The organism is Lysobacter sp. M2-1 (assembly GCF_022662495.1).
Taxonomy (GTDB): Bacteria; Pseudomonadota; Gammaproteobacteria; order Xanthomonadales; family Xanthomonadaceae; genus JAKPBU01.
This window is the reverse complement of sequence record NZ_JAKPBU010000005.1, coordinates 160,595-180,100: the sequence shown is the minus strand read 5'-3', so window position 1 is coordinate 180,100 and position 19,506 is coordinate 160,595. Positions and strand designations below refer to the sequence as shown.

At 67.1% G+C, this 19,506-nt stretch carries 14 protein-coding genes; 6 read left to right on the top strand and 8 right to left on the bottom strand.

The window, feature by feature from the left end:
* Positions 1 to 336: 336 nt before the first annotated feature.
* Together MC375_RS11710 and MC375_RS11705 are read right to left on the bottom strand one after the other, a co-directional pair.
* Positions 337 to 951: a DUF6448 family protein gene (locus MC375_RS11710; RefSeq protein WP_242103577.1), complete on the bottom strand. Its 615-nt coding sequence runs from the start codon at positions 949 to 951 to the stop codon at positions 337 to 339.
* Between the two features lie 254 nt (positions 952 to 1,205).
* Positions 1,206 to 1,772, bottom strand: a complete 567-nt coding sequence (locus MC375_RS11705) for a hypothetical protein (protein ID WP_242103576.1) — start codon at positions 1,770 to 1,772, stop codon at positions 1,206 to 1,208.
* Between the two features lie 669 nt (positions 1,773 to 2,441).
* Between MC375_RS11705 and MC375_RS11700 the strand changes: the two genes are divergently transcribed.
* Positions 2,442 to 3,419, top strand: coding sequence for a hypothetical protein (locus MC375_RS11700; RefSeq protein ID WP_242103575.1), 978 nt, complete (start codon positions 2,442 to 2,444; stop codon positions 3,417 to 3,419).
* Between the two features lie 89 nt (positions 3,420 to 3,508).
* Here the strand turns inward: MC375_RS11700 and MC375_RS11695 are convergent, their stop codons facing one another.
* On the bottom strand, positions 3,509 to 4,672 hold the full coding sequence (locus MC375_RS11695) for a serine hydrolase domain-containing protein (RefSeq protein ID WP_242103574.1): 1,164 nt from the start codon (positions 4,670 to 4,672) through the stop codon (positions 3,509 to 3,511).
* 400 nt (positions 4,673 to 5,072) lie between these two features.
* Here MC375_RS11695 and MC375_RS11690 point away from each other — a divergent pair, with 400 nt between their 5' ends.
* Both MC375_RS11690 and MC375_RS11685 read left to right on the top strand, forming a co-directional pair.
* Positions 5,073 to 6,629: a hypothetical protein gene (locus tag MC375_RS11690; RefSeq protein ID WP_242103573.1), complete on the top strand. Its 1,557-nt coding sequence runs from the start codon at positions 5,073 to 5,075 to the stop codon at positions 6,627 to 6,629.
* A complete protein-coding gene (locus MC375_RS11685; RefSeq protein WP_242103572.1) occupies positions 6,626 to 7,624 on the top strand; it encodes a hypothetical protein in 999 nt (332 codons plus the stop codon). Before MC375_RS11690 ends, MC375_RS11685 begins: the two co-directional genes overlap by 4 nt.
* A 111-nt stretch (positions 7,625 to 7,735) precedes the next feature.
* Here the strand turns inward: MC375_RS11685 and MC375_RS11680 are convergent, their stop codons facing one another.
* Positions 7,736 to 8,914 (bottom strand): FAD-dependent oxidoreductase, encoded by a 1,179-nt coding sequence (locus MC375_RS11680; RefSeq protein WP_242103571.1) that lies wholly within the window; start codon positions 8,912 to 8,914, stop codon positions 7,736 to 7,738.
* A gap of 302 nt (positions 8,915 to 9,216) precedes the next feature.
* Here MC375_RS11680 and MC375_RS11675 point away from each other — a divergent pair, with 302 nt between their 5' ends.
* Positions 9,217 to 10,311 carry an alanine racemase gene (locus MC375_RS11675; RefSeq protein ID WP_242103570.1) on the top strand — a complete coding sequence of 365 codons (1,095 nt, stop codon included), beginning with the start codon at positions 9,217 to 9,219 and terminating at the stop codon, positions 10,309 to 10,311.
* Positions 10,312 to 10,652: 341 nt separating this feature from the next.
* On the opposite strand, the gene MC375_RS11670 is transcribed toward MC375_RS11675, so the two are convergent.
* Positions 10,653 to 12,890, bottom strand: coding sequence for a glucoamylase family protein (locus tag MC375_RS11670; RefSeq protein ID WP_242103569.1), 2,238 nt, complete (start codon positions 12,888 to 12,890; stop codon positions 10,653 to 10,655).
* Positions 12,891 to 13,295: 405 nt separating this feature from the next.
* Here MC375_RS11670 and MC375_RS11665 point away from each other — a divergent pair, with 405 nt between their 5' ends.
* The gene (locus MC375_RS11665) at positions 13,296 to 14,414 is read left to right on the top strand and encodes an NAD(P)/FAD-dependent oxidoreductase (RefSeq protein WP_242103568.1); all 1,119 of its coding nucleotides are present in this window, start codon (positions 13,296 to 13,298) and stop codon (positions 14,412 to 14,414) included.
* Between the two features lie 36 nt (positions 14,415 to 14,450).
* Here the strand turns inward: MC375_RS11665 and MC375_RS11660 are convergent, their stop codons facing one another.
* Positions 14,451 to 15,131, bottom strand: a complete 681-nt coding sequence (locus MC375_RS11660; RefSeq protein WP_242103567.1) for an alpha/beta hydrolase — start codon at positions 15,129 to 15,131, stop codon at positions 14,451 to 14,453.
* A gap of 188 nt (positions 15,132 to 15,319) precedes the next feature.
* Here MC375_RS11660 and MC375_RS11655 point away from each other — a divergent pair, with 188 nt between their 5' ends.
* The gene (locus MC375_RS11655) at positions 15,320 to 16,456 is read left to right on the top strand and encodes a Gfo/Idh/MocA family oxidoreductase (RefSeq protein ID WP_242103566.1); all 1,137 of its coding nucleotides are present in this window, start codon (positions 15,320 to 15,322) and stop codon (positions 16,454 to 16,456) included.
* A gap of 58 nt (positions 16,457 to 16,514) precedes the next feature.
* Here the strand turns inward: MC375_RS11655 and MC375_RS11650 are convergent, their stop codons facing one another.
* Together MC375_RS11650 and MC375_RS11645 are read right to left on the bottom strand one after the other, a co-directional pair.
* Positions 16,515 to 17,093 (bottom strand): hypothetical protein, encoded by a 579-nt coding sequence (locus MC375_RS11650; protein WP_242103565.1) that lies wholly within the window; start codon positions 17,091 to 17,093, stop codon positions 16,515 to 16,517.
* Positions 17,094 to 17,335: 242 nt separating this feature from the next.
* Complete coding sequence (locus tag MC375_RS11645) at positions 17,336 to 19,495, bottom strand: hypothetical protein (protein ID WP_242103564.1); 2,160 nt, start codon at positions 19,493 to 19,495, stop codon at positions 17,336 to 17,338.
* Positions 19,496 to 19,506 lie beyond the last annotated feature (11 nt).

Below are 19,506 nucleotides of genomic sequence, written 5' to 3'. Positions count from 1 at the left end.
ATTCCCCCACTGCGCTCGCGCACCAAATGCAACCGCGAATACCGTCGCCGCGACGTGCGCGAACCAATTTCCAATACGTGACATATGAGCCGCCCTGCCCGGTCGTCGGAATCGTGCGGTGCAATGCCTTTCCTTTTGCGCCTGCGAATGCCTCGCCGCCGACTCCATGGTGAAAATGCACAAACCCTCACAGACAGCTTCGAATGCAACGAATGATCGCTTCAAAAACGTGCGGCGCGACAACGATCCATGAGCCCACCCTGGCATCTGGAATAAGGAGTACAGACAAATCGCGACGCCAACCCGCGTCGGCCGCCCAAAGGCAAACGCCAGGCATCAATTCCTTTCGTCTCCTTCGATGACCGGCTCTTCGTGGTGGACATGCGCTGCGCCGCGCCGGGTCAGGCGATCGGCGGACTCGACGAAATGGATGTAGTCCACGTACGCCGCGACATAGGCGCGTCCCGCCTCGACGTTGTCGCCGGCGCGTTGCCTGAGCTGCAGGGCGTGATCGAAGCGTGTCGCGATGCCGTCGGCGAGCCGCGTGGACAGTTCCTGCGACAAGTGGGCGACAGAGCCGGATTCAAGCGCGCGATCCGCGGCCGCGATACCCGGGTCCACCGCGCCTGCGGGCTTCAGCCCGGTGAATCCTTCACCCTCGCCGGCGCGATGCACCCGCACCAGGGTTTCGAAGAAATAGCGATCGGCCAGCTGCCGCGCCTCGTCTCCCTTGGCGCGCACCGCAAGCGCGGCGCGGAAGGCTTCGCGGATCTCGGCTTCCCCCGCCGGTTCCACCCACTTCAGCACGGGGGTCGGATCGCCGCGCTCCAGCGCCAATCGCGCGTCTCGGACCACGGGGCCGTCGAGCGCATCGCAATGAGCGCGCGCCTCACCCGCGCCGAGGGCCATCGCAGCGACCAGGGACAACAGCAACAGGCGTGGACCAGACATGACTCCTCCGCCGGCTGGCAACCAGATGGCCATGCCGGCGCTACGGATGCTGCCCGCTGCGACTCCCCACGACATTGATCTGGGTCAGGAAGAGCGACCGCCCTCTCGTGACATGGATGGCTGCAATGCAGCAACGTAAGCCGTGCCAGGTCGAAGGCCTCAGCCGCGAGTCATTTGACGACGAGCCTGAGATGCGCTCCGCTAACCGGGCGACGCCAGGCAAGACCTGACTGCCTCCATCCGATTCCCTGTGGTCACTTCCTCGCGGGATCGAGCGCTTCCGCCAGCGCATCCAATGTGGCCAGCCGATGCTGAAGCTCGGCGTCCGACAGCCTGCCCCGCTGGTGTTGCCACGCGAATCGGTCGCGGTATTGTTGCAGGGTGCTGGTGCGCGGGACGAGGTCGTGCACATTGCGCGGCATGGCGCGACGTGTTTCGATCTCGCCGAGGACCCGCTGCCACTCCGCATCGGGGATCAGGCGCGTATGGCCCTGGTCCGGCGCTACGGCGGCGGCGCGGACGTTGTGGAAACGGTACGCCGCGTAGCAGGCCGCACCGAGCCAGAGCCAGACGGACAGCTTGAGCCCCTGGCCGCTGGTGACGCTGAGGGCGGTCATCACGGTACCGAGCGCGACCCAGAGCAGACCGACATTGCGCAGCAGCAACGCCTTGCGAATACGGCCGGGCGCGGTGCGGTCGATTGCGGTGCGGCCGGACGATGGCGAGCGGTTACCGGCGTCGATCGCGACGCGGGCGTCCGGCGCCTCTTCGCCGAAGGCCGAGCCGATGTTGCCGGAGTTGTTCTGCTGCCTAGCTTCCAACCTGTTTCCCTCGGGACGATTCCTACCCTGTCGCGGCCACCCCGAAGCACGGGATGCCGGCGATCTCGCGTCGCGGGCCGTCTGACGCCCAGCTCCGGCGCGCGGACCTCCCAAAAAGGGACGCAAGAAAAATGCCAATGCCTTGAATGGCGACACGCACCAGGAACGCAGGGCGGGCCAGTTCGCCAGTTCCGACTTCGAACGCGACAGCGAGGGCCAGCGGCCTGCCGCCAAACAGCCTGGTCGATCCGCGAAGTTCCAGAAAATGTGTGCGCCGTGCAAAGCCGTTCGGTGCATGGTTCAACAGCCGCCGTTACGCTGTCAGTGGTCCGCCGGTTAGGGCGCGGTTACGATGCGGCAGGATGGCCCCTTGATGGCTGCCCGCAGCGCAACGCCGGGCTGCACCTGACAACGCAACGGCACTGCGCTTTGCCGGACCGCGGGCCGGCGAGCGGCTGATCAAGCCCGCCTCGCGCCAGGCGCGTCGGTGCGAGGTTCGCCTTCCATCCAGTCGCAGGGATGCGCGCCCCGCTCCACCCGCGTCAGAAAACGACGAACGCTGTCAGCCGGGTACCCGGCCTTGACCTGCGCCCATGGATCGGTGTCGGCATCGCCATCGAGAGGGCGAATTGCCTCCTTCCCGATTGATACCCGGACGCCCATGCCATCATGAAGCCGACCCCGCCAGCGGCCGGACGCATGACCGACGAGGACGAACTCAGGGCGCTGCACGAGCGCGCCTATGCGGCGATGGATCGCGGCGCGCTGGCCGAGGCATCGCGCGACTTCGACACCCTGCTCCAGCGCGAGCCCGGCGACGACGCCTACCATTACATGCGCGGGCTAGCGCACAAGTACATGCTGGACTGGCCGGTCTCGCTGCAGCACAACCTGCGCGCGATCGAACTGGCCGACGAGGAGAGCCAGGCCCAGCATTGGAACGCGGCCATCGCCGCCACGGCGCTCGGCGAGTGGGCGCAGGCGCGACGGCTATGGACCGCATGCGGCATCCGCGTTCCCGAAGGCGATGGCCCCATCGACGACGACTACGGTGTCGCCGTGGTGCGCCTGAATCCCTGGCACGCCGGCGAAACCGTGTTCATGCGGCGCATCGATCCGGTGCGCGCGCGGCTGCTTAACGTCCCGATGCCGGAGAGCGGGCATCGTTTCGGCGACATCGTGCTGCATGACGGCGCGGCCACCGGCCAACGTTTCGATGGTGAACACCAGGTGCCGGTGTTCAACGAACTGGTCCGCCTGGTCCCGTCGCAGTTCCAGACCTTCGTGGTGTTCGTCAGCTGCGACAGCCGCGAGGACCTGCAACCGCTATTGCGCGCCACTGCGCCTGGCCTGGGCTACGCGGAAGACTGGACGGACTCCGTGCGCTACTACTGCATGCGCTGCAGCTATGGCACCCCGCATCGGCACGACTACGACGACGCGGACGGCTGGCAAGTCGGCCGCAACCTGGGCATCGCCGCCCAGAGCCGCAAGTCGGTGGAGAAACTGCTCAGGGATTGGGCGGCCTCCGGACAGGATCGCCACATCGAAGGCATCGAAACCCGCGAAATCGAGGCACCGCCGCGCGAGGACGGGCATGTGTGGTGGCGAGGGCCGGAAGAGGATGAGGAAGCATCGGCCGCCTGAGCAAGGCCGATCGCCAGATTGATTTCTTCCGCCCTATCGAATTCGCGCCGTGGGCCCGGGCGCCTCGCGCGTCGGGGCATGGCCTCGCTCTATGGGAAGCGCTTGCCCCCTTCCGCTTTGATGGGTGCCTTGTTGCCTGGTTGCTGCGGCCCCTCGCACCCCTGCCCTCCGGTGGCGGCCGCGCGTGCGCGCGCGACGTAGTCGTTCACCAGCTTGCTGAGCTTGGGAAAGTCGTTGCGGTCGGTGACCGCGCCGGAGATCGTGCGACCCGATTCCGGTTCGCGCGCCACCAGCGTTCCCCAGAAGCCCGAATGGCCGAACGCCGCAGTGCCGTCAAGGTCGTACTCGAACACGCCGAGCCGGTACGGGCTCCCGCTGGGCAGCCCCTCGGCCGACTGCATCAGCGCCAGCGTTTCCGGGCGCTTGAAGACGCGCCCGCCGAGCAGCGCATCGAAGAACACTGCGACGTCGACCGGCGGCGCGACCAGGCCGCCGCCACCGTACAAGTCCATCGATGGATCCCAGCCGTAGGTGTCCAGTCCTTCGAACCGCTGGTGCGCACGCGCGCCGCCCACGGGAGATTCGTAGCGTTCCCAGTAGGTTCCCGGCGCGCCGAGCGCGTCGAGCCGCAGCTGCTCGCGTACCGCCTGCGCCAACGTCTGCGCGGTGATGCGCTCGATGATGGCTCCCAGCAGGATGTAGCCGGTGTCGGAATAGGCGAACTTCTCGCCAGGTGCGGCCACCGGATCGGTCCACTCGACCAGGTGATGCAGGTCGCCCTCGCGCGTCCAGCGGGTCTGTGGATCGGCCTTGAGCGTGGCGACGAACTGCGGCGCCTGCGCGTGATCGGCCAGGCCGCCGGTGTGGCTGAGAAGATGGCGCACCGTGATGGCCTCGGTCTTGTAGCCGTCGCTCTGCAGCAGCTTTATCCAGTCGTCAGGCAGATAGCGGCCGATTGGCGCCTGCAGATCGAGGCGTCCATCTTCGTGCAGCCTCAGGGCGGTCGCGGCGACATAAGTCTTGGTGATGCTGGCCAGGCGGAAGCCTTCGTCTCCGCGCAGACCCGCGCCCGCCGCCATGCTGTCCAGAACGCGCGTATCGCGGCTGCCGTCGGGCGCTAGCGTGGCGATCGAGATCTGTCCGGCCCCGTCGCTAAAGGCATGCGCCTGCAACGCCCGGTCGAGGCAGGCATCCGCGGCGCTGGCCGTGGATGCGAGCACGGCAAGGAGCGCGGCGAGCACACAACGCTGCATATCGATATCCCAGGGCGGAAAGCGCGCATTTTCGTCACCGCAGCCGCGCCGGGAATCTGGCATTGGTCACGGGGAATGCAGGAAGCGGCAGCAGAGTGGGACTTCCTGCGTCGGGGCGTAGCAGGAATGGCGATGGCTCGCAGTGTCGAGGCGGCGCAATCCGGCCCCGGCGAGCGCGCGCGCAGGGCGGCGTAGGGCGGGCTCACGCCCGCCTTCTACGAGTTCTTCGCACCCCCAGCCTTGCGCCTCGCGGCCAGACCACGCCCCATTTTCCCCAGAAGCCGGATGGCCGAGGAAGCCAGGAAACGCCGTGAATAAAAGTCGACGCCGACACGTTTATTGCGACCCGCGTTTTTTGCCAACGAACGCAACGCCTGGACCCAGATCGAAGGAGGCCGCCATGAAGCGCTACGCCCACGGTTTCCTCGCTTGCATGACGGGTTGGATCATCGCCGCTACTCCCGCCGCGGCGCACAACGAGTCCATCCACCAGGCGATGACGGATCTCTCCTGGCAGATGATGCGATTCGTCGAACAGACGGGCACCGCGCGGATCAGCGAAACCGACCCCGAATTCATCGCATTCCTGGAGCGGGTCAAGACGACGCCCCACAAGTACCTCACCCGCCCTTCGCAACTGCACGAGCTGGTTGCGGCGGACAGCAGCGGTTGCGCGCCACCGCTGCAGAACTGGAACACCAGCCTGGGCGGCCTGCGGGCAGCGCCGAAGTGGGACTTCTACAAGTGGAAGCAATGCGGCTCGCACAACGCGGACTGGGAAGCGAGCCTGGCCGGCGTCGCCCCGGACGATTTCATCGGCGCCGCGCTCGGGTTCTGGGCCGGATCGCCCGACGGCGCCTATGACGACACGCATCTGTGGTTCCGCCCGTCCAACGCGCTCGGCCTGGGCGCCGTACGCGAGGTGGCGAACGAAGCCACCGAAGACGCGCTCACCGTCGCGCTCGTCCCCATTGTGTGCCTGATCGACTGGTTGTTCGGCGACGGCGAGGATTGCGTCAAGGACTCGAAGAAGATCGCCGACACGGTCGATGTCACCGAGGAGATCGACGGCTGGATCCCGGGCATCGGCGACGTGCACGGGGAATCGTGGGTCGGTGTCTGGCATTTCATCGACATGAACGACGGCGCGTCGAACGAGTACGACGAGCGCCAGGGAAAACTCTGGGACGAAGCTGGCGTTCCGGGCGCGCCGATGGACGCGCTGGAGCTGGTTCTGATGGCCGGCTTCGACGCCGCGGGGCTGTCGGTCAACTTCAGCGACAGCCAGGGCATCGGCAAGTACACCGTCGACAACGCGAACGACGGCGTGCAGGACACCATCCGCCGCGACCAGGCGAAGTGGCAATTCACCTCGATCGCCCACACCCCGTTCGAGCCCGTCAACAACCTGGCGTGGCATGGCTGGTCGCGGTTCCATTCCGACAGCGCGCATCCGGTCAGCATGCTGGCGTGGCCGCTGCACGCGATCGGGGACTCCATCGCACCGATGCACGTGGTCGGCACGTCGGCCTGGGGGCACCGGCCATTCGAGGATTCCCAGGAGCGGATCTGGCCGGGCATCTGGAACTTCCGGAAGACCGACGTGCAAACCCAGCTGCCGGCGATAGAGCGCACCATGCGGCGCGCGTTCGAGTGGTGGAAAGTGATCGAGGGCTGGCGCGCCTCGCACGGCAATACCAAGGACATTCCGATCCGCCAGCTCATCCGCGAACTCGCCGCACGCACGCACGCCTACTCCATGCAGCAGCATGCCGCCACGCTCGGAGACTGGCCGTTCTCGCCGGCGGCCTCCACCACCTACCTGGTGGCCGAGAACGACTCCATCCAGGCCTACGCCGATACCGATGGCGCCGCCGAGAAGGTGCGCCCGCTCTATGAAGACGGCATGGGCATGACCATCGCGGTCCTGGTCGCCGCCGGGGAGCATTTCGAATGAAGCGCTTGGCCATCGCCGCCCTGCTGGTCCTGCTCGCGCTGCTCAGCGCCTGGCTCGTGTCGAAGTGCCGACACGAGTCGCCTGCACCACCACCACCACCCACGACCGGCGCCGAATGCCACCAGCGCGCAGAGGAACGGGTCGCCGCGTGGAAGGCAGAAGGAATCGAACAGGCGAAGATCGAGGTGCTGTACCAGGCCGAACTCGCGAAGTGCAGCGGCATGACCGATGCGTGCGCCGGGTTCGTCGGCGCCGCAAACGTGGATCTCGCGTGGCTGGGCCGCGCCGTGCTGAGCGGGTCGATGCAGCCGGCCGAGTACCTTGGCCGGGTAAAGGACCGAACGCGCAAGCTGCGCGAGAGCCGCAGGACGCCGGCGATCTGCGACGCCTACGCCGCGGGCGATGCCGACGGCGACCTGGTGCCGGATGCCGACGACGCGTGCCCGGATACACCGAGCCTCGAACGCACGGACGCGAAGGGTTGCCCGGATGCCGCCCCGCTGCCGCCCGCGCCATCCGCCGCGGACGTGGACAAGGCCGCGAAGGCGCTGGACATCCCCGTGAGCAGGGCCTGCGTCGATGCCCCGCGCCCGGGGCCGGCGAGCGTGACCAAGGCCGGCCTGAGCCCCGATGGGCAGTCGTACCTGCTGGTCGTGACGCGCGCGCCCAATGCAACGGCCGGATGCGAAGTGTTCTACCAGGTCGGCATCCGCATGCGGAACAAGTCGTTCTTCCTGCAGATGAATTCCAATACGGTCTACACCCGGGTATTTCGCGAGCGCCAGGCGATCACCGGCCCACTCGCACAGCCGGGCGCGATGACCTTCGAGCTGCGCAAGGCCGATGCGACGGTGCCCTGGCGGGACCTGACGTTCCGGGCCATCGAACCCGGCGACATCTCGCAGCGCTATTTCCGCGTCAGGACCGTCAACGGGAATGGGTTGACCAATGGGTGGACAGCGGAGACGCGGCTGGCGCCGAGCGTGTTCCCATGAGCCCGACAGCACAGCCAGAACTGTCGGGTGAGTTGTCGGGCACGCTGTAGGGCGGGCTCAAGCCCGCCGCGCACAGTGCGCAGACCCATCCCCGACATCAGATTGAATTCCTCAACCCCGGATACGCCCGCGCAGGCTGTCGGCGTCGTGCGGACCGGGATCGGCGATCAGCGCACGCGCAACATCGACCTGGCCCCAGGTGTTCCACAGCAGCACACCGCGCAAGCGGCCGTCATCCAGGTAGTAGACGACGCCCTGCCGGTTGGGGACGACCCAGTCTTCGGCGATGTCCAGGCGCGAGTCCAGCCTGCCGACGGCTTCGTAGCCGAGCTCGAACAGGTCGGAGTAGAAGAACGGCAGTTCGACATAGGGTTGCGGCTGGCCTGCCATCGCCAGGCCCGCATGATGGCCGGTGGCGATGGCCGCGTTCTCGTGCTCCACGCGCAATCGGCCCAGCGCCGGGCTGGGGAAGCTGGCGACGTCGCCGGCGGCGAAGATGTCCGGCACGCCGGTGCGCAGGTATTCGTCGACGTGGATGCCGTTGTCCACGACGGCGCCGACGGCTTCGGCCAACCTGGTATCCGGCACGATCCCCAGGCCGGCGACCACGGCGTCGGCTTCGAGCATGCTGCCGTCGTCCAGCGTCAGCGCGACGCGCGCACCGCGCTGTTCGCCACCGGCGGCGCGGCGCCCGGGTCGCATGTCGATGCCGTGCTCGCGGTAGTAGTCATCGAGGAAGCGGCTGAGGCCGGCGGGATACACGCGCGCGCCCAGCGCGTCCTCGGGGAAAACCATCGTCACCCGGCAACCGTTCGCGGCGAGCGCGGCGGCGATCTCGCAACCGATGAAGCCCCCGCCCACGACCGCGACCTGCGCGCCTGGCTGCGCCAGTTCGCGCAGGCGTCGGTAGTCGTCGATGCCGCGATAGGCGAGCACTCGGTCGCCCTCAAAAAGCAGGCGCCGCGGCGCGCCTCCGGTGGCGAGCAGCAGCTTGCGGTAGCGGTAGGTATCGCCGTGGTCGTCGGTAACCGTATGTGCCCCGGCGTCGATGCCCACCGCGCGACGGCCAAGATGCAGGCTGGCGCCGCTCTTGCCGACCGGGCGCCAGATGCTGTCCTCGGCGGCGTCCTTCCACAGGGCCTTGGTGAGCGGCGGACGGTCATAGGGCGGATGGTGTTCCGCGCCGATCATGCCGATGGCGGCGGCCGGATCGGTGTCGTGGATCGCCTGCGCGGCGGCTTCACCGCACATGCCCGCGCCGATGATGAGGTGGTCGTATTCGTGGCGCATGCGTTGTTCCTCCGGCTGGCCAAACCGACGCCGCGGGATTGTCGCGCAGCGCGTGCGACGCTGCCGTCACGCGACCTTGCCCCCGATTCCAGCGCTTTAGGGCGGACCGTAGGGTGGGCTCAAGCCCGCCTGACATGGGCTGCTCGTCGCCTCGAAGCTTCCATTGCCTCGGCCCCTTTGGTTCCAGGTATCAGGCAATGCTGCGTCACACCACCCACGCCATCATCGAAGGCGGGCTAGGGCCCGCCCTACGTCGCCGCCCTGTGCAAGACTCTGCGTCTCCCCGTCACGCGAGCGTGCCCATGGCGCTGCCGTCGTCGTTGTCCGAGCCCGTGCTGCTGCTCGACGAGGCCCGCGTCCGTCGCAACCTGAGGCGCATGGCCGAGCGTGCCGCTGCTGCGGGGGTTCGCGTGCGTCCGCATTTCAAGACGCACCAGAGCCATGCGGTCGGGCGTTGGTGCCGCGCGCTCGGGGTCGAGGCGATCACCGTCTCCTCGCTGGCCATGGCGGAATATTTCGCCGCCGACGGCTGGCGCGATATCACCCTGGCCTTTCCCTTCCATCCCGGCATGCGCGATCGGGTCGAGGCGCTGGCCGGGCGCGTCGCCTTCGGGATCGTGCTGGCCGATCCGCTGGCGCTGGACGGCATGCGCTTCTCCGCGCGGGTGGACGCGTGGCTGAAGATCGATGTCGGCAGCCATCGCACCGGCTTCGCGCCCGAGGATCCTGACGGCCTGCGCGCCCTGGCCGCGACGCTGGTCGGACGCGACGATATCCGTCTGCGCGGCCTGCTCGCCCATGCCGGCCATAGCTACGATGCGCGCGGCGCCGAAGCGATCACCGTCGTGCGCGACGACACCTTGGCGCTGCTCGGCCGCCTGCGCGAGGAACTCGCCTCCATCTCCGGCCCGCTGGAGCTTTCGGTGGGAGATACGCCCACTTGCTCCACAGCCGATGCTTTTCCGGGAGTGGACGAGATCCGTCCGGGCAACTATGTCTTCTACGATCTCTCGCAGTGGCAAATCGGCGCCTGCGGCGTGGACGATATCGCCGTGGCCATGGCCTGCCCCGTGGCGGCGCGCCACCCGGCGCGCGGCCAGCTGGTGGTGCATGGCGGCGCGGTGCATTTCTCCAAGGACGCCATGCAACTCGACGGGCAGCGCGTCTTCGGCCTGGCGGTGGACGCCACGCCCGATGGCTGGGGCGCGCTCCGTCCCGAGATCCGTCTGGTCGGGTTATCGCAGGAGCACGGCATCGTCGCCGCGCCTGCCGATGTCATCGCCCGTCTTCGCCCCGGCGACACACTGCTGTTCCTGCCGGTGCATTCGTGCCTGACCGCAGACGCCATGGGGCGCTATGTCAGCTTGACGGGCGAATCCATCGAAATGATGGGATAGAACCGTAAGGCGGGCGTAGCTGGCGTGGGGCGTGCTCAAGCCGCCTTCCGCGGGTCCGTAGAAACCATCAGGGGCGATGCGATGGCGGCGACAAGGTGGCACGCCGTAGGTCGACCGTACGTGGCCGATGTCGCAGGCCGCGCGGCGTCGGGGATGTGGTCCCGACCCACACAGAAGCGCGCGTCCTGTGTAGGAGCGCTTCTCACGCGCGACCGGAAAACCGGGCGTGCGAGTCGCGCCTGAGAGGCGCTCCTACAGGGATGGCGAAACCCATCAGGCGCATTCGCTTCTGACGAGGAAAGCGGCGCGCCGTAAGTCGGCCCTACGTGGCGACGCCCTCGTCATTCCCGACCCGTTTCCCCTGCATCCGCAGCCTCATCCTTCACGAACCCGATGGCATCCAGCGCGGGTTTGATCTCTGGGTTGGCCATGAACAGATTCCAGAGCATCCCCGTGCGGTGGTTCTCGATCATCACCGTGATCGGCGCCTGGTTCAGCGCCATGTACACCTCGTCGTACCAGTTCTGGGTTTCGTTGAAGCCGTCGTGGAAGCCGTAGATGCCCCAGACCTTGGCGCCGAGATCGCGGTAGTAATGCTTCAGCGCGGCCAGCGATTCCTGCGGCGTGTACGGCATCGACGCGAGCGATGCCATCACGTTGATCGTGCCGTTGTCGTCGCGCGGCTGCGGCCGGCCGCCGCCGGTATTGATGCCGGCCGACAGGCCCCAGGTGTCCGGACCGTAGCCCTTGAAGCCGCGCGGATTCTCGATGGCATAGGCGTGGCTGATCAGCGCGATCGCACGGTTGTTCCGGAAATAGTTCGTGTAGCGGTCGCGGATGCCGCGCGGATCGAAACCGAAGAAGGAGAAGTGGGTGAAGAACAGATCCGAACCATTGCCGACTCCGACATCCAGCTTGTGGCCGTACCAGCTGCCACCGTTCGTGTAGCGGTTGCCGACCGTGGTGCGGCTCCAGTTCTGGCGATACTGGATATGGCGCTCGGAGGTTCCGGCCCAGCCGGTGTGGTAGAGCTCCGCCGGCACCGGATGGGTCGGCGATGCGATGGCCAGCAGGTAGACGATCATCGTCTCGTTCCAGCCAATGAGAGGGTGATTGATGTGGAAGCCGTAGTCCGGCGACCAGTGCCAGTACAGGACATCGCTGTCGGGCGTCTGCCGGTACCAGGCCCAATCGACCTCGCGCCATAGCCGCGTGACGGTGTCGCGGATTTCGCGCTCCACCGGTGTGTCGCCGTCGAAATAACGGCGAGCCGCCAGCAGGCCCTGGATCATGAAGGCCGTCTCGACCAGATCGCCGCCGTTGTCGTACTTGCCGAAAAACGGCACCGCCTTGCCCGTGTCGCCGTCCAGGAAATGCGGCCACACCCCGCGGAATCTGTCCGCGCGCTCGAGGAACCGCACGATCTTCAGGATGCGCTCGGCCACCGCATCGCGCGTCGCGAACCCGCGTTCGGCGCCGACCAGCATGGCCATCACCCCGAAGCCGCTGCCGCCCAACGCCAGCAGGTTCGCATCGCCGGGGAGCACCTCGGGCGCCAGCCCGGCGACCGGGTGCCCGGCTTCCCAGTAATAACGGAACGACGCTTCCTGCACCATCGTCATGAGCTCGTCGTCGGTGAACGCGCGCGTGCTCGCGGCGGTGGAGACCGGCGACGGCGCCGACTCATTGCCCGCCAGATCCAGCGCGGTGACGCGATAGAACGCGGTGCGCGGCGGCGCGCCGACGAAATCGGTGAAACGTGCGCGCGAGCCTTGCTGCGTGCCAACCGGTTCGAAGGTCTTCCCGTCCGAAGAACGATAGATGCGATACGCCAGCAGATCGTCCGCGGCAGCCGGTGTCCAGCTCACGTCGAAGTGCCGCTCGTACCCACGCACCGTAATCGCCCCCGGCACCGGCGGCGCGGTGGTGTCGTCGGAGTCGATGTCGCGGATCTGGAAGTCGTCGAGGTAGAGCGTGTGTTTGCGATTGTCGTCCAGGCCCTGCACGAAGGTCACGCCCACGGTCTCGCGCACATCGAAGCGGGGGTCGTCGGTGCCCCTGGAAGCTGCGAGCGCTTCGGCGAACGGTAGTTTGACCTGCGTCCATCGCCCGGCCGGGATGCGCTCGCCCTCGTTAACCAGTGCGACGGCAGGCGTGCCGTTGTCGTTGGCATCCTTCAGGTAGACGCGCGGCGAGTTGGCCGCGGTGATCTCGGAATCCGAGTAGCACCAGAACGTGAGCGCCTTGCCCTCGAAGCGGTACGGGCGCGCATAGCGCTGGCCGATTCCGATGGTGGCCTCCCACGCGCCGCCCGGTGCGGAAGTCCATGCCAGCCTGAGCGCGTTCGGCGGGCTCACGAAGCGCCCTGTCTCCACCGGAACGGTGTCGTCAACCAGCTCGAGCGCACTGGGCGCGACGAACCAGCCATTGCTCGACCCATGCCCGCCCACGGACTCGCTGTTGTCGAAAATGACGTGGCGGTCGTAGAACGACGGTGTGCCCTTGCCTACCGCCAGAAGCGCGGGGCTTGCGAGGCCGAGCAGCACGAGGACGAGCAATTTCGAGAGCGGCCGGTTCATCTGTCTACCTCAGTGGAGGGTTTGCGGACGATGGTCCGGTACGGACAGTGTTTCAAGTCACTTGAGTCAGGGTACGTTGCTGGACCGGATTCGAACAGGCAGTCCGCCGCGGCGTTGCAGGCCCGCTTCCGGAAAATGCTGCAGCACACCAAAGGCTTCAGCCATGCCGCGTCGCGCGGGCCAGGCATCACCGACGGCGGGCCTGGGTCCGCCTGCAACACTGCGCGGCGCGGTATGTACGACGCGAATGCAGGGCCGTCGCAGGACGGGCTCAAGCCCGCGTTACATGAGTTACACGGGTTTTTCGCTGCTCCGGTGGGAAACTTCAACTTCGCTTCACACATCCCACATTCCATCCTCGCAGCGCGCGGGCATGGTGCAGGCATGCCTTCCGCCGCATGCGGCATGCCCGCCACCGCAACCTCGTTCGCCTTCGATGTCGTGGTCGTGGGCGCCAGCTTCGCCGGCGCCGCATGCGCCATCGCCGCCGCGCAGCGCGGGCTGCGGGTGTGCGTGCTGGAACGCAAGCGCGACCCCGGCGACAAGCTGCGCACCACCGGCATCATCGTCAAGGAGGCGGCCGAGCAGACCCTGCTCAACCAGCTCCCCGCCTCCCTGACGCGCCGCATCGAGGAAGTGCGCCTGTACGCGCCCAGCCTGAAGCAGGTGACGCTGGCCGCACCAGGTTATTACTTCCTCACCACCGACACGCCGTCCGTGATGCGCTGGCTGGCCGAGCAGCTGCGCGTATCCGGCGTGGACCTGCGTCTGGGCAGCGCCTTCACCGGCTGCACGCGGCTCGCCGAGGGCGCACAGGTCACGGGCTGGCAGATCGAAGGCGTGGGCGTTGCGCGCTATCTGGTGGGCGCCGACGGCGCGCGTTCGCGCGTGGCCCGATGTTGCGGTCTGGGCGAAGTCCGCCGGTTCCTCTTCGGCATCGAATACGAGTTCCCCGGTGCCCGCCTCGCCCGCCCCGGTGCCCTGCACTGCTTTCTCAGCAAGCGCTACGCACCAGGTTACATCGGCTGGCTGGCGCAGAATCCCACTGGCGTGCAGGCCGGACTGGCGTTGCGTCACGACCCGGCCAACGCACGCGTGCCAGACATCGATGGCTTCCTGCTGCGCGTGGGCGTGGCGGGTGGTCTGCCGCGCCTGCTCAAGCCTGGCCCCATCCGCGCCGGCCTGATTCCCTGCAGCGGTCCCGTGTCCGGCCTGGCCCGCGACCGTGCCATCCTCACCGGCGACGCCGCCGGCATCGTTTCACCCGTCACCGCGGGCGGCATCCACTCCGCGTGGCAACATGGCTGGGCCGTCGGCGCTGCCATCGCTACGCACCTGCGCGATGGCTGCACGATCACGCCGGAGCAGGCCGCCGTCGATGCCGCGCCGCGTTTTCGCAGCAAGCGCGTCCTGCGCTGGGCCTACGACCGCCTGCAGTACGACTGGCCCTTCGATCTGCTGTTGCATACCGCGCCGCTGCGCTGGGCGGCGGAGCGGGTGTATTTCCACAAGCGAAGGTGCTGAAGGTTCGGTCGATGCAATTCGCCCTTTCGCGGGGCATCAGCCGGCGGCGTAACCCACCAGGAGGTCGGCCAACTCTTTCGGGTGGCTGAGCGCAACGCAGTGACAGCCGGGAATCTCGTTGGGGACGATGCCCAGGCGCTCTGCCGCAAGCCTGCGCAGGAAGTCGGGCGGGAAAAGGTGGTCGTCCGTGCACAGCACAAATTTCGTCGGCACGTCTGGCCATGCGTCGAGCGGCCAAGGCATAACCCAGGCCGTCGACGACTCTTCGCGTGCCCTGCTCAACGCCTCCTCGGCCAGGGCGCGTGGCACACCGTTGTAATAGCTGACGAAGGGGTCATCGCTGCCGGTCTTGCCGCCATCGCGCGCGGCCTGTTCCTTCGCGGCCAGGCTGTAGCCGGTGTTGGACCACCAGTCTTCCGGGGTCTCCCCCGGGGACGGGATCATCGCGGCCAGCAGAACCAGCACCTTCACCGGGAGCCGATCGGCCACCAGCGGTGCGGTGAAGCCGCCATACGATTGGCCGACCACAACCAGGTCTCTCCGCCCACCGACTGCCTCGACCACGGCGTCCGCGTACTCACCCAGGCCCGCGGAGTCGTCGTCGCACGGCAGGTCGGGGGCAACTACATCGTGCCCGCGCGAACGCAACTCCGCCTCCAGCAGATGCCAGTACCAGCCGACGTCTCCGCCACCGTGGATCAACACGAAGGTCGTCATATCCGCGAATCCCTGCACTTGTGGTCGCCATTCGGGCGAAAAGGTATCAGGAACAAATTGTCCCGTCCCGCCGCACGAGATTGGCTCTTCTGACCACCGTTTCATTGGTTGCGAATGATTCCATCCGCAACTTGCACCCAATCCGCCTGTACAGTTCAACCGTGTGACCAGCAACCTCATCACCCGCCATGACCATCGATCATCTTCGTCGCAACTTCCTGCAGAAGCTGGTGGCTTCGGCCGCAGTCGTGCCGATGCTGTCGTCAACCAACGCGTTCGCCCAATCGGATCGGCCCGGCACCACCGATGGCCGCCAGGGGGCGACGTTGCGCGTCGCGCTCATGGGACTGGGCAGCTATGCCGAACGGGTGGCGGAAGCCATGCAGTCGAGCAAGCGCGCCAGGCTCACCGGACTCATCAGTGGAACGCCTTCCAAGCTCCAGGAATGGGGCACGAAGTTCGGCGTGGCGGAAAAGCACCGCTACAACTACGAGAATTTCGACCGCATCAAGGACGATCCGGACATCGATGCGGTTTACATCATCACCCCCAATACACTGCATCGCGACCAGGCGATCCGCGTCGCCAGGGCGGGCAAGCACGTCATCTGCGAAAAGCCGATGGCGGTCAACGCCAGGGAAGGCCAGGACATGGTCGACGCCTGCAGCGAGGCCGGGGTGAAGCTGCTGGTGGGCTACCGCATGCATTTCGAGCCCAAGACGCTGGAAGTGATCCGCATGCGCAAGGCGGGTGATTTCGGAAGCATCCGGTTCTTCCAGGGCCTGTGCGGCTTCCGTATCGGCGACCCCGGCCAGTGGCGGCTCGACAAGGCGCTGGCAGGCGGCGGGGCAATGATGGATATCGGCATCTACGCCATCAATGGCGCCCGCTACATGGTGGGCGAAGAGCCGGTGTGGGTGACCGCGCAGGAAACCAAGACCGACCCAGTCAAGTTCAAGCAAGGCGTGGACGAAACCATCCAGTTCCAGCTGGGCTTCCCCAGCGGCGCCGTGGCCTCGTGCCTGTCCACCTACCAGATGAACCATCTGGACCGCTTTTTCATGACCGGCGAAAAAGGATTCGCCGAGCTGCTGCCCGCCACGGGCTATGGCCCGATCGAGGGACGCACCCACAAGGGCGAACTCACGCAGCCGCACGTCATGCACCAGACCCTGCAGATGGACGAGATGGCCGGCATCCTGCTCGACGGCAACACACCCGTGGTTCCTGTCGACGGCGCAGAAGGCCTGAAAGACCTGAAGATCATCGATGCCATCTACGCCGCCTGTGCCACCGGCCGCAGGCAGGAACTACGCCTGGGCTGAAGGGCGGGAAGCTGCGCCCACAGCGCTGGAAGGCGGAATTCACTGCGTGAGTTCCGCCTCACGAATCAACGCGCCTTGCGGCTTTATCCTCCGCTTTTGCGGCGGCGCGAAAGCAGGCCGCCGATACCAGCCACAGCACCGTGAATGCGCCGCTGAACAGCAGGGCTCTGAATCCGCCATCCGGCGTGCTCGCGGTCGACGGCGCGGTTGCAATGGCTACGCCCAACAATACCTGCATGACCGCCACGCCAAGCATGGCCCGCGCCATGCCCGCGGGCTGAAACCAGGCAGCGAACCCACCTGTGGCTGCCGCCAGGATCAGCAGGAAGAAGCCGATGCCGGTGCCATCGTCGCGAACGATCGTGGTCCACACGGTCAGGAACGACGTGACCACCGCGACGGCAACGCCTGCGCGGAAGGGCCGACTGCCGCTCGCCCGTTCGGCGATCTCGTAGAGCAATCCGGCTCCGCCGATCATGATGCCGGCAAAGATGAAGCCGCGCGGGGTCCAGTGCCATTCGTCGCTGATTTGCATCATCACCAGCGGCATGAGCAGCAAGGCCAGTGCTGCACTCCAGCGCGCGATCCACCAGTAATTCCGGCGCCGCGTGGCAACACGTTCGCCCGACCCGGTCATGTGTGCGTCTCCTTTGGAAACCTGTAGTTCCATCCTGGCGCACACCCGGGTGGGCAGCATGAGCGGAATGTGTGGCGGAAGTGAAGCGCGAACTTCCGCAGCGACGTACCGGGTACGGCCGGCGACCGCACCCGGGCTGCTTTCGCAACGAGCCCGGGTGCGCTACGCGTGCCCGGGCTACGCCGTCTTCGGCACCTGCGTCCGGCGCGGTCCTTCGCGCCGGACGCCGGATGCGCGAACCGCTACGCCGTCGGTGCCAGCACGAAGGCACGCACGTCGCCGTCGTCGTACTGCGACTGCCGGCTCCAGCCGTCGGTGGCCATCGCATAGACGTGCAGGTTCTCGCTGAAGCCGGCCACGGTGCAGCCGCCCTCGGCGCAACCCGGCGGCAGGTTGTCATTCATCAGCTGGTAGACCGTGCGCGTTGCGCTGAAGCTGCCGCCGGCGACCGCACCGCTGCTGCTGAAGACGCCCTGGGTGCCGCGCACCACGCCGAAGCCATAGGTGGCGTAGCCATGCGGGTGGCTGGCCGTCCACGGCATGGTGACGGTGTCGCCCGGGCCGTATTCGAGCACGCCGCAGCACGGATCGGCGGTAGCACCACCGATACTGGGCGCGGCGATGCCGGCGTTGCAGGCCTCGTTGTTGATGTGCAGGGTGATCACCATCGTGTTGCCTACCACCAGGTTCAGTCCGGGCACCGACGCATCGACGGTGTGGACGGTGCCGCTGAGATCGGTGGAGGTCGGCACGAAGTAGCGGATCCCCTTCGCGGCGATGTTCACCGCCGCGCCCGCGTTGTCGAACAGCTCGACGCGGATCTGGATCTTGCCGTCCAGCAGCGGCGTGCCATCTCCCGCCGGGCTGTTGAAGATGCCGCTGGCGGTGTCGGCGACGACGTCGGGGAGACTCCACTGTCCGAGCGGCGGCACCGCCGGCGGGATCTCGAACAAGCCACCGTTGCCGCCCACGGTGTTCGGGCCAAGCGGATAGGCATCGAGCACCAGGTCGGTGCCCACCATGTGCGCGTAGTGGCGGGCGATGTCGCCGACCAGCGGCTTGTAATCGCTGTCGGCCTCGGCATTGCGTTTCCACGACAGCCGGTAGTACTTGACGCCCAGGCTCTCGCGCAACGCATTGTCGAACTCCAGCCGCGGCCGCAGCGTGCCGCCCCAGGGCGCCAGTGCGCTGGTGAGCCCGCGGTTGGTCGCATTGGTGGCCGGGATCAGGCTCTGCCCGGTGCCGTGGATCAGGCTCAGCGGATGGTTGCCGATCGCCATGAACAGCACCCAGTTGTCGCCAGCGACGATCGGCGGGCAGGGCTTGCAGGTGATCGCGAGCGGATGGGTCACGTGCAGCGTCACTTCGCTGCCGCAGGTGTAATTCCACCAGGTGTGGCAGGCGATCGGCGTCGGCGCGTAGATCACGACATCGAAGAAGCCGAAGATGCGCTGGCGCACCTTGAAGTACAGGTCAGGCTGGTCGTGGTTGTGGCAGCCCTTGAAGATCAGCGTGCGGAAGTGGCCGCAGTCGTCGGTGGTGACGGTGCGGATGCGCTGCATCGTCACGAAGCGCGGGAACAGCCAGCACAGGATCGGGCGGATCAGCGCCGCATGCTCGATCAGCGCCTGGCGGAAGGCCAGATCGCTGCCGCTGATCGCTGCGAAGCGCAGCGCGCCGGTGCCGCTGGCGGCATGCAGGGCCTCGATCGCCTCGGCGTCGACGCGATGCGTGCTCGCCGAACGTTGCGCAGTGGTCTTGGCAGCGAACGTGCGGAACGGCGGCGGATCGGGTTCCGGGATCGGCGGAATCGGCGGAACCGGCTCCGGGAACGGATCCGGCAACGGTTCTGGAATGGGCGGGATCCTCCCGGTGATCACCTCGCGCAGACGATCGATCACCAGCGGCGGCAGCTTCGGCAGGATCAGGTAGAACGGATCGACTTCGTAGATGTCCACCGTCGCATGGCAGACCGGGAAGTCGACCGGGATCCCGTCGCGCACGATGCGCTTGAGCACGGTGCCCTTGACCACGCACAGGCCGAGCAGCCAGCAGTGCCAGACGTCCGGGAAAATCTCGAACTCCAGCGCCGACAGCTCACCCCTGGGCTCCACGCGCAGATGGCGCTCCACCGCGCCGCGACGCAGCAGTTCCTCGAGCTCGGGCTCTTCCCCGCGCGGCAGCGCCGGCCCGACCAGCACGCGTACGCCGGTCGGTTCGGACGAGGTGGGGAGTTGCAGATTCGCGTGGCCGCTTTTCGCGTCCACTTCGGCAGAAGCGAGCAGGCGCCCGCCGGCCGAATAGGCATATGCGGCGCTTGCTGGAAGTTTTCCGTCCGCCGGACTCTCGACGAACGTCGTGTTGATGCGAAGTGAGCGGGTGTCGCTCGATACCTTGGCCATGACAGGGCCTC

What these genes read in the sequence shown, in the direction of transcription:
- MC375_RS11645 (WP_242103564.1), bottom strand. Translation starts at nt 19,495, where the DNA reads ATGGCCAAGGTATCGAGCGACACCCGCTCACTTCGCATCAACACGACG.
- MC375_RS11665 (WP_242103568.1), top strand. Translation starts at nt 13,296, where the DNA reads ATGCCCGCCACCGCAACCTCGTTCGCCTTCGATGTCGTGGTCGTGGGC.
- MC375_RS11710 (WP_242103577.1), bottom strand. Translation starts at nt 951, where the DNA reads ATGTCTGGTCCACGCCTGTTGCTGTTGTCCCTGGTCGCTGCGATGGCC.
- MC375_RS11685 (WP_242103572.1), top strand. Translation starts at nt 6,626, where the DNA reads ATGAAGCGCTTGGCCATCGCCGCCCTGCTGGTCCTGCTCGCGCTGCTC.
- MC375_RS11700 (WP_242103575.1), top strand. Translation starts at nt 2,442, where the DNA reads ATGAAGCCGACCCCGCCAGCGGCCGGACGCATGACCGACGAGGACGAA.
- MC375_RS11670 (WP_242103569.1), bottom strand. Translation starts at nt 12,890, where the DNA reads ATGAACCGGCCGCTCTCGAAATTGCTCGTCCTCGTGCTGCTCGGCCTC.
- MC375_RS11695 (WP_242103574.1), bottom strand. Translation starts at nt 4,672, where the DNA reads ATGCAGCGTTGTGTGCTCGCCGCGCTCCTTGCCGTGCTCGCATCCACG.
- MC375_RS11655 (WP_242103566.1), top strand. Translation starts at nt 15,320, where the DNA reads ATGACCATCGATCATCTTCGTCGCAACTTCCTGCAGAAGCTGGTGGCT.
- MC375_RS11650 (WP_242103565.1), bottom strand. Translation starts at nt 17,093, where the DNA reads ATGACCGGGTCGGGCGAACGTGTTGCCACGCGGCGCCGGAATTACTGG.
- MC375_RS11675 (WP_242103570.1), top strand. Translation starts at nt 9,217, where the DNA reads ATGGCGCTGCCGTCGTCGTTGTCCGAGCCCGTGCTGCTGCTCGACGAG.
- MC375_RS11690 (WP_242103573.1), top strand. Translation starts at nt 5,073, where the DNA reads ATGAAGCGCTACGCCCACGGTTTCCTCGCTTGCATGACGGGTTGGATC.
- MC375_RS11680 (WP_242103571.1), bottom strand. Translation starts at nt 8,914, where the DNA reads ATGCGCCACGAATACGACCACCTCATCATCGGCGCGGGCATGTGCGGT.
- MC375_RS11660 (WP_242103567.1), bottom strand. Translation starts at nt 15,131, where the DNA reads ATGACGACCTTCGTGTTGATCCACGGTGGCGGAGACGTCGGCTGGTAC.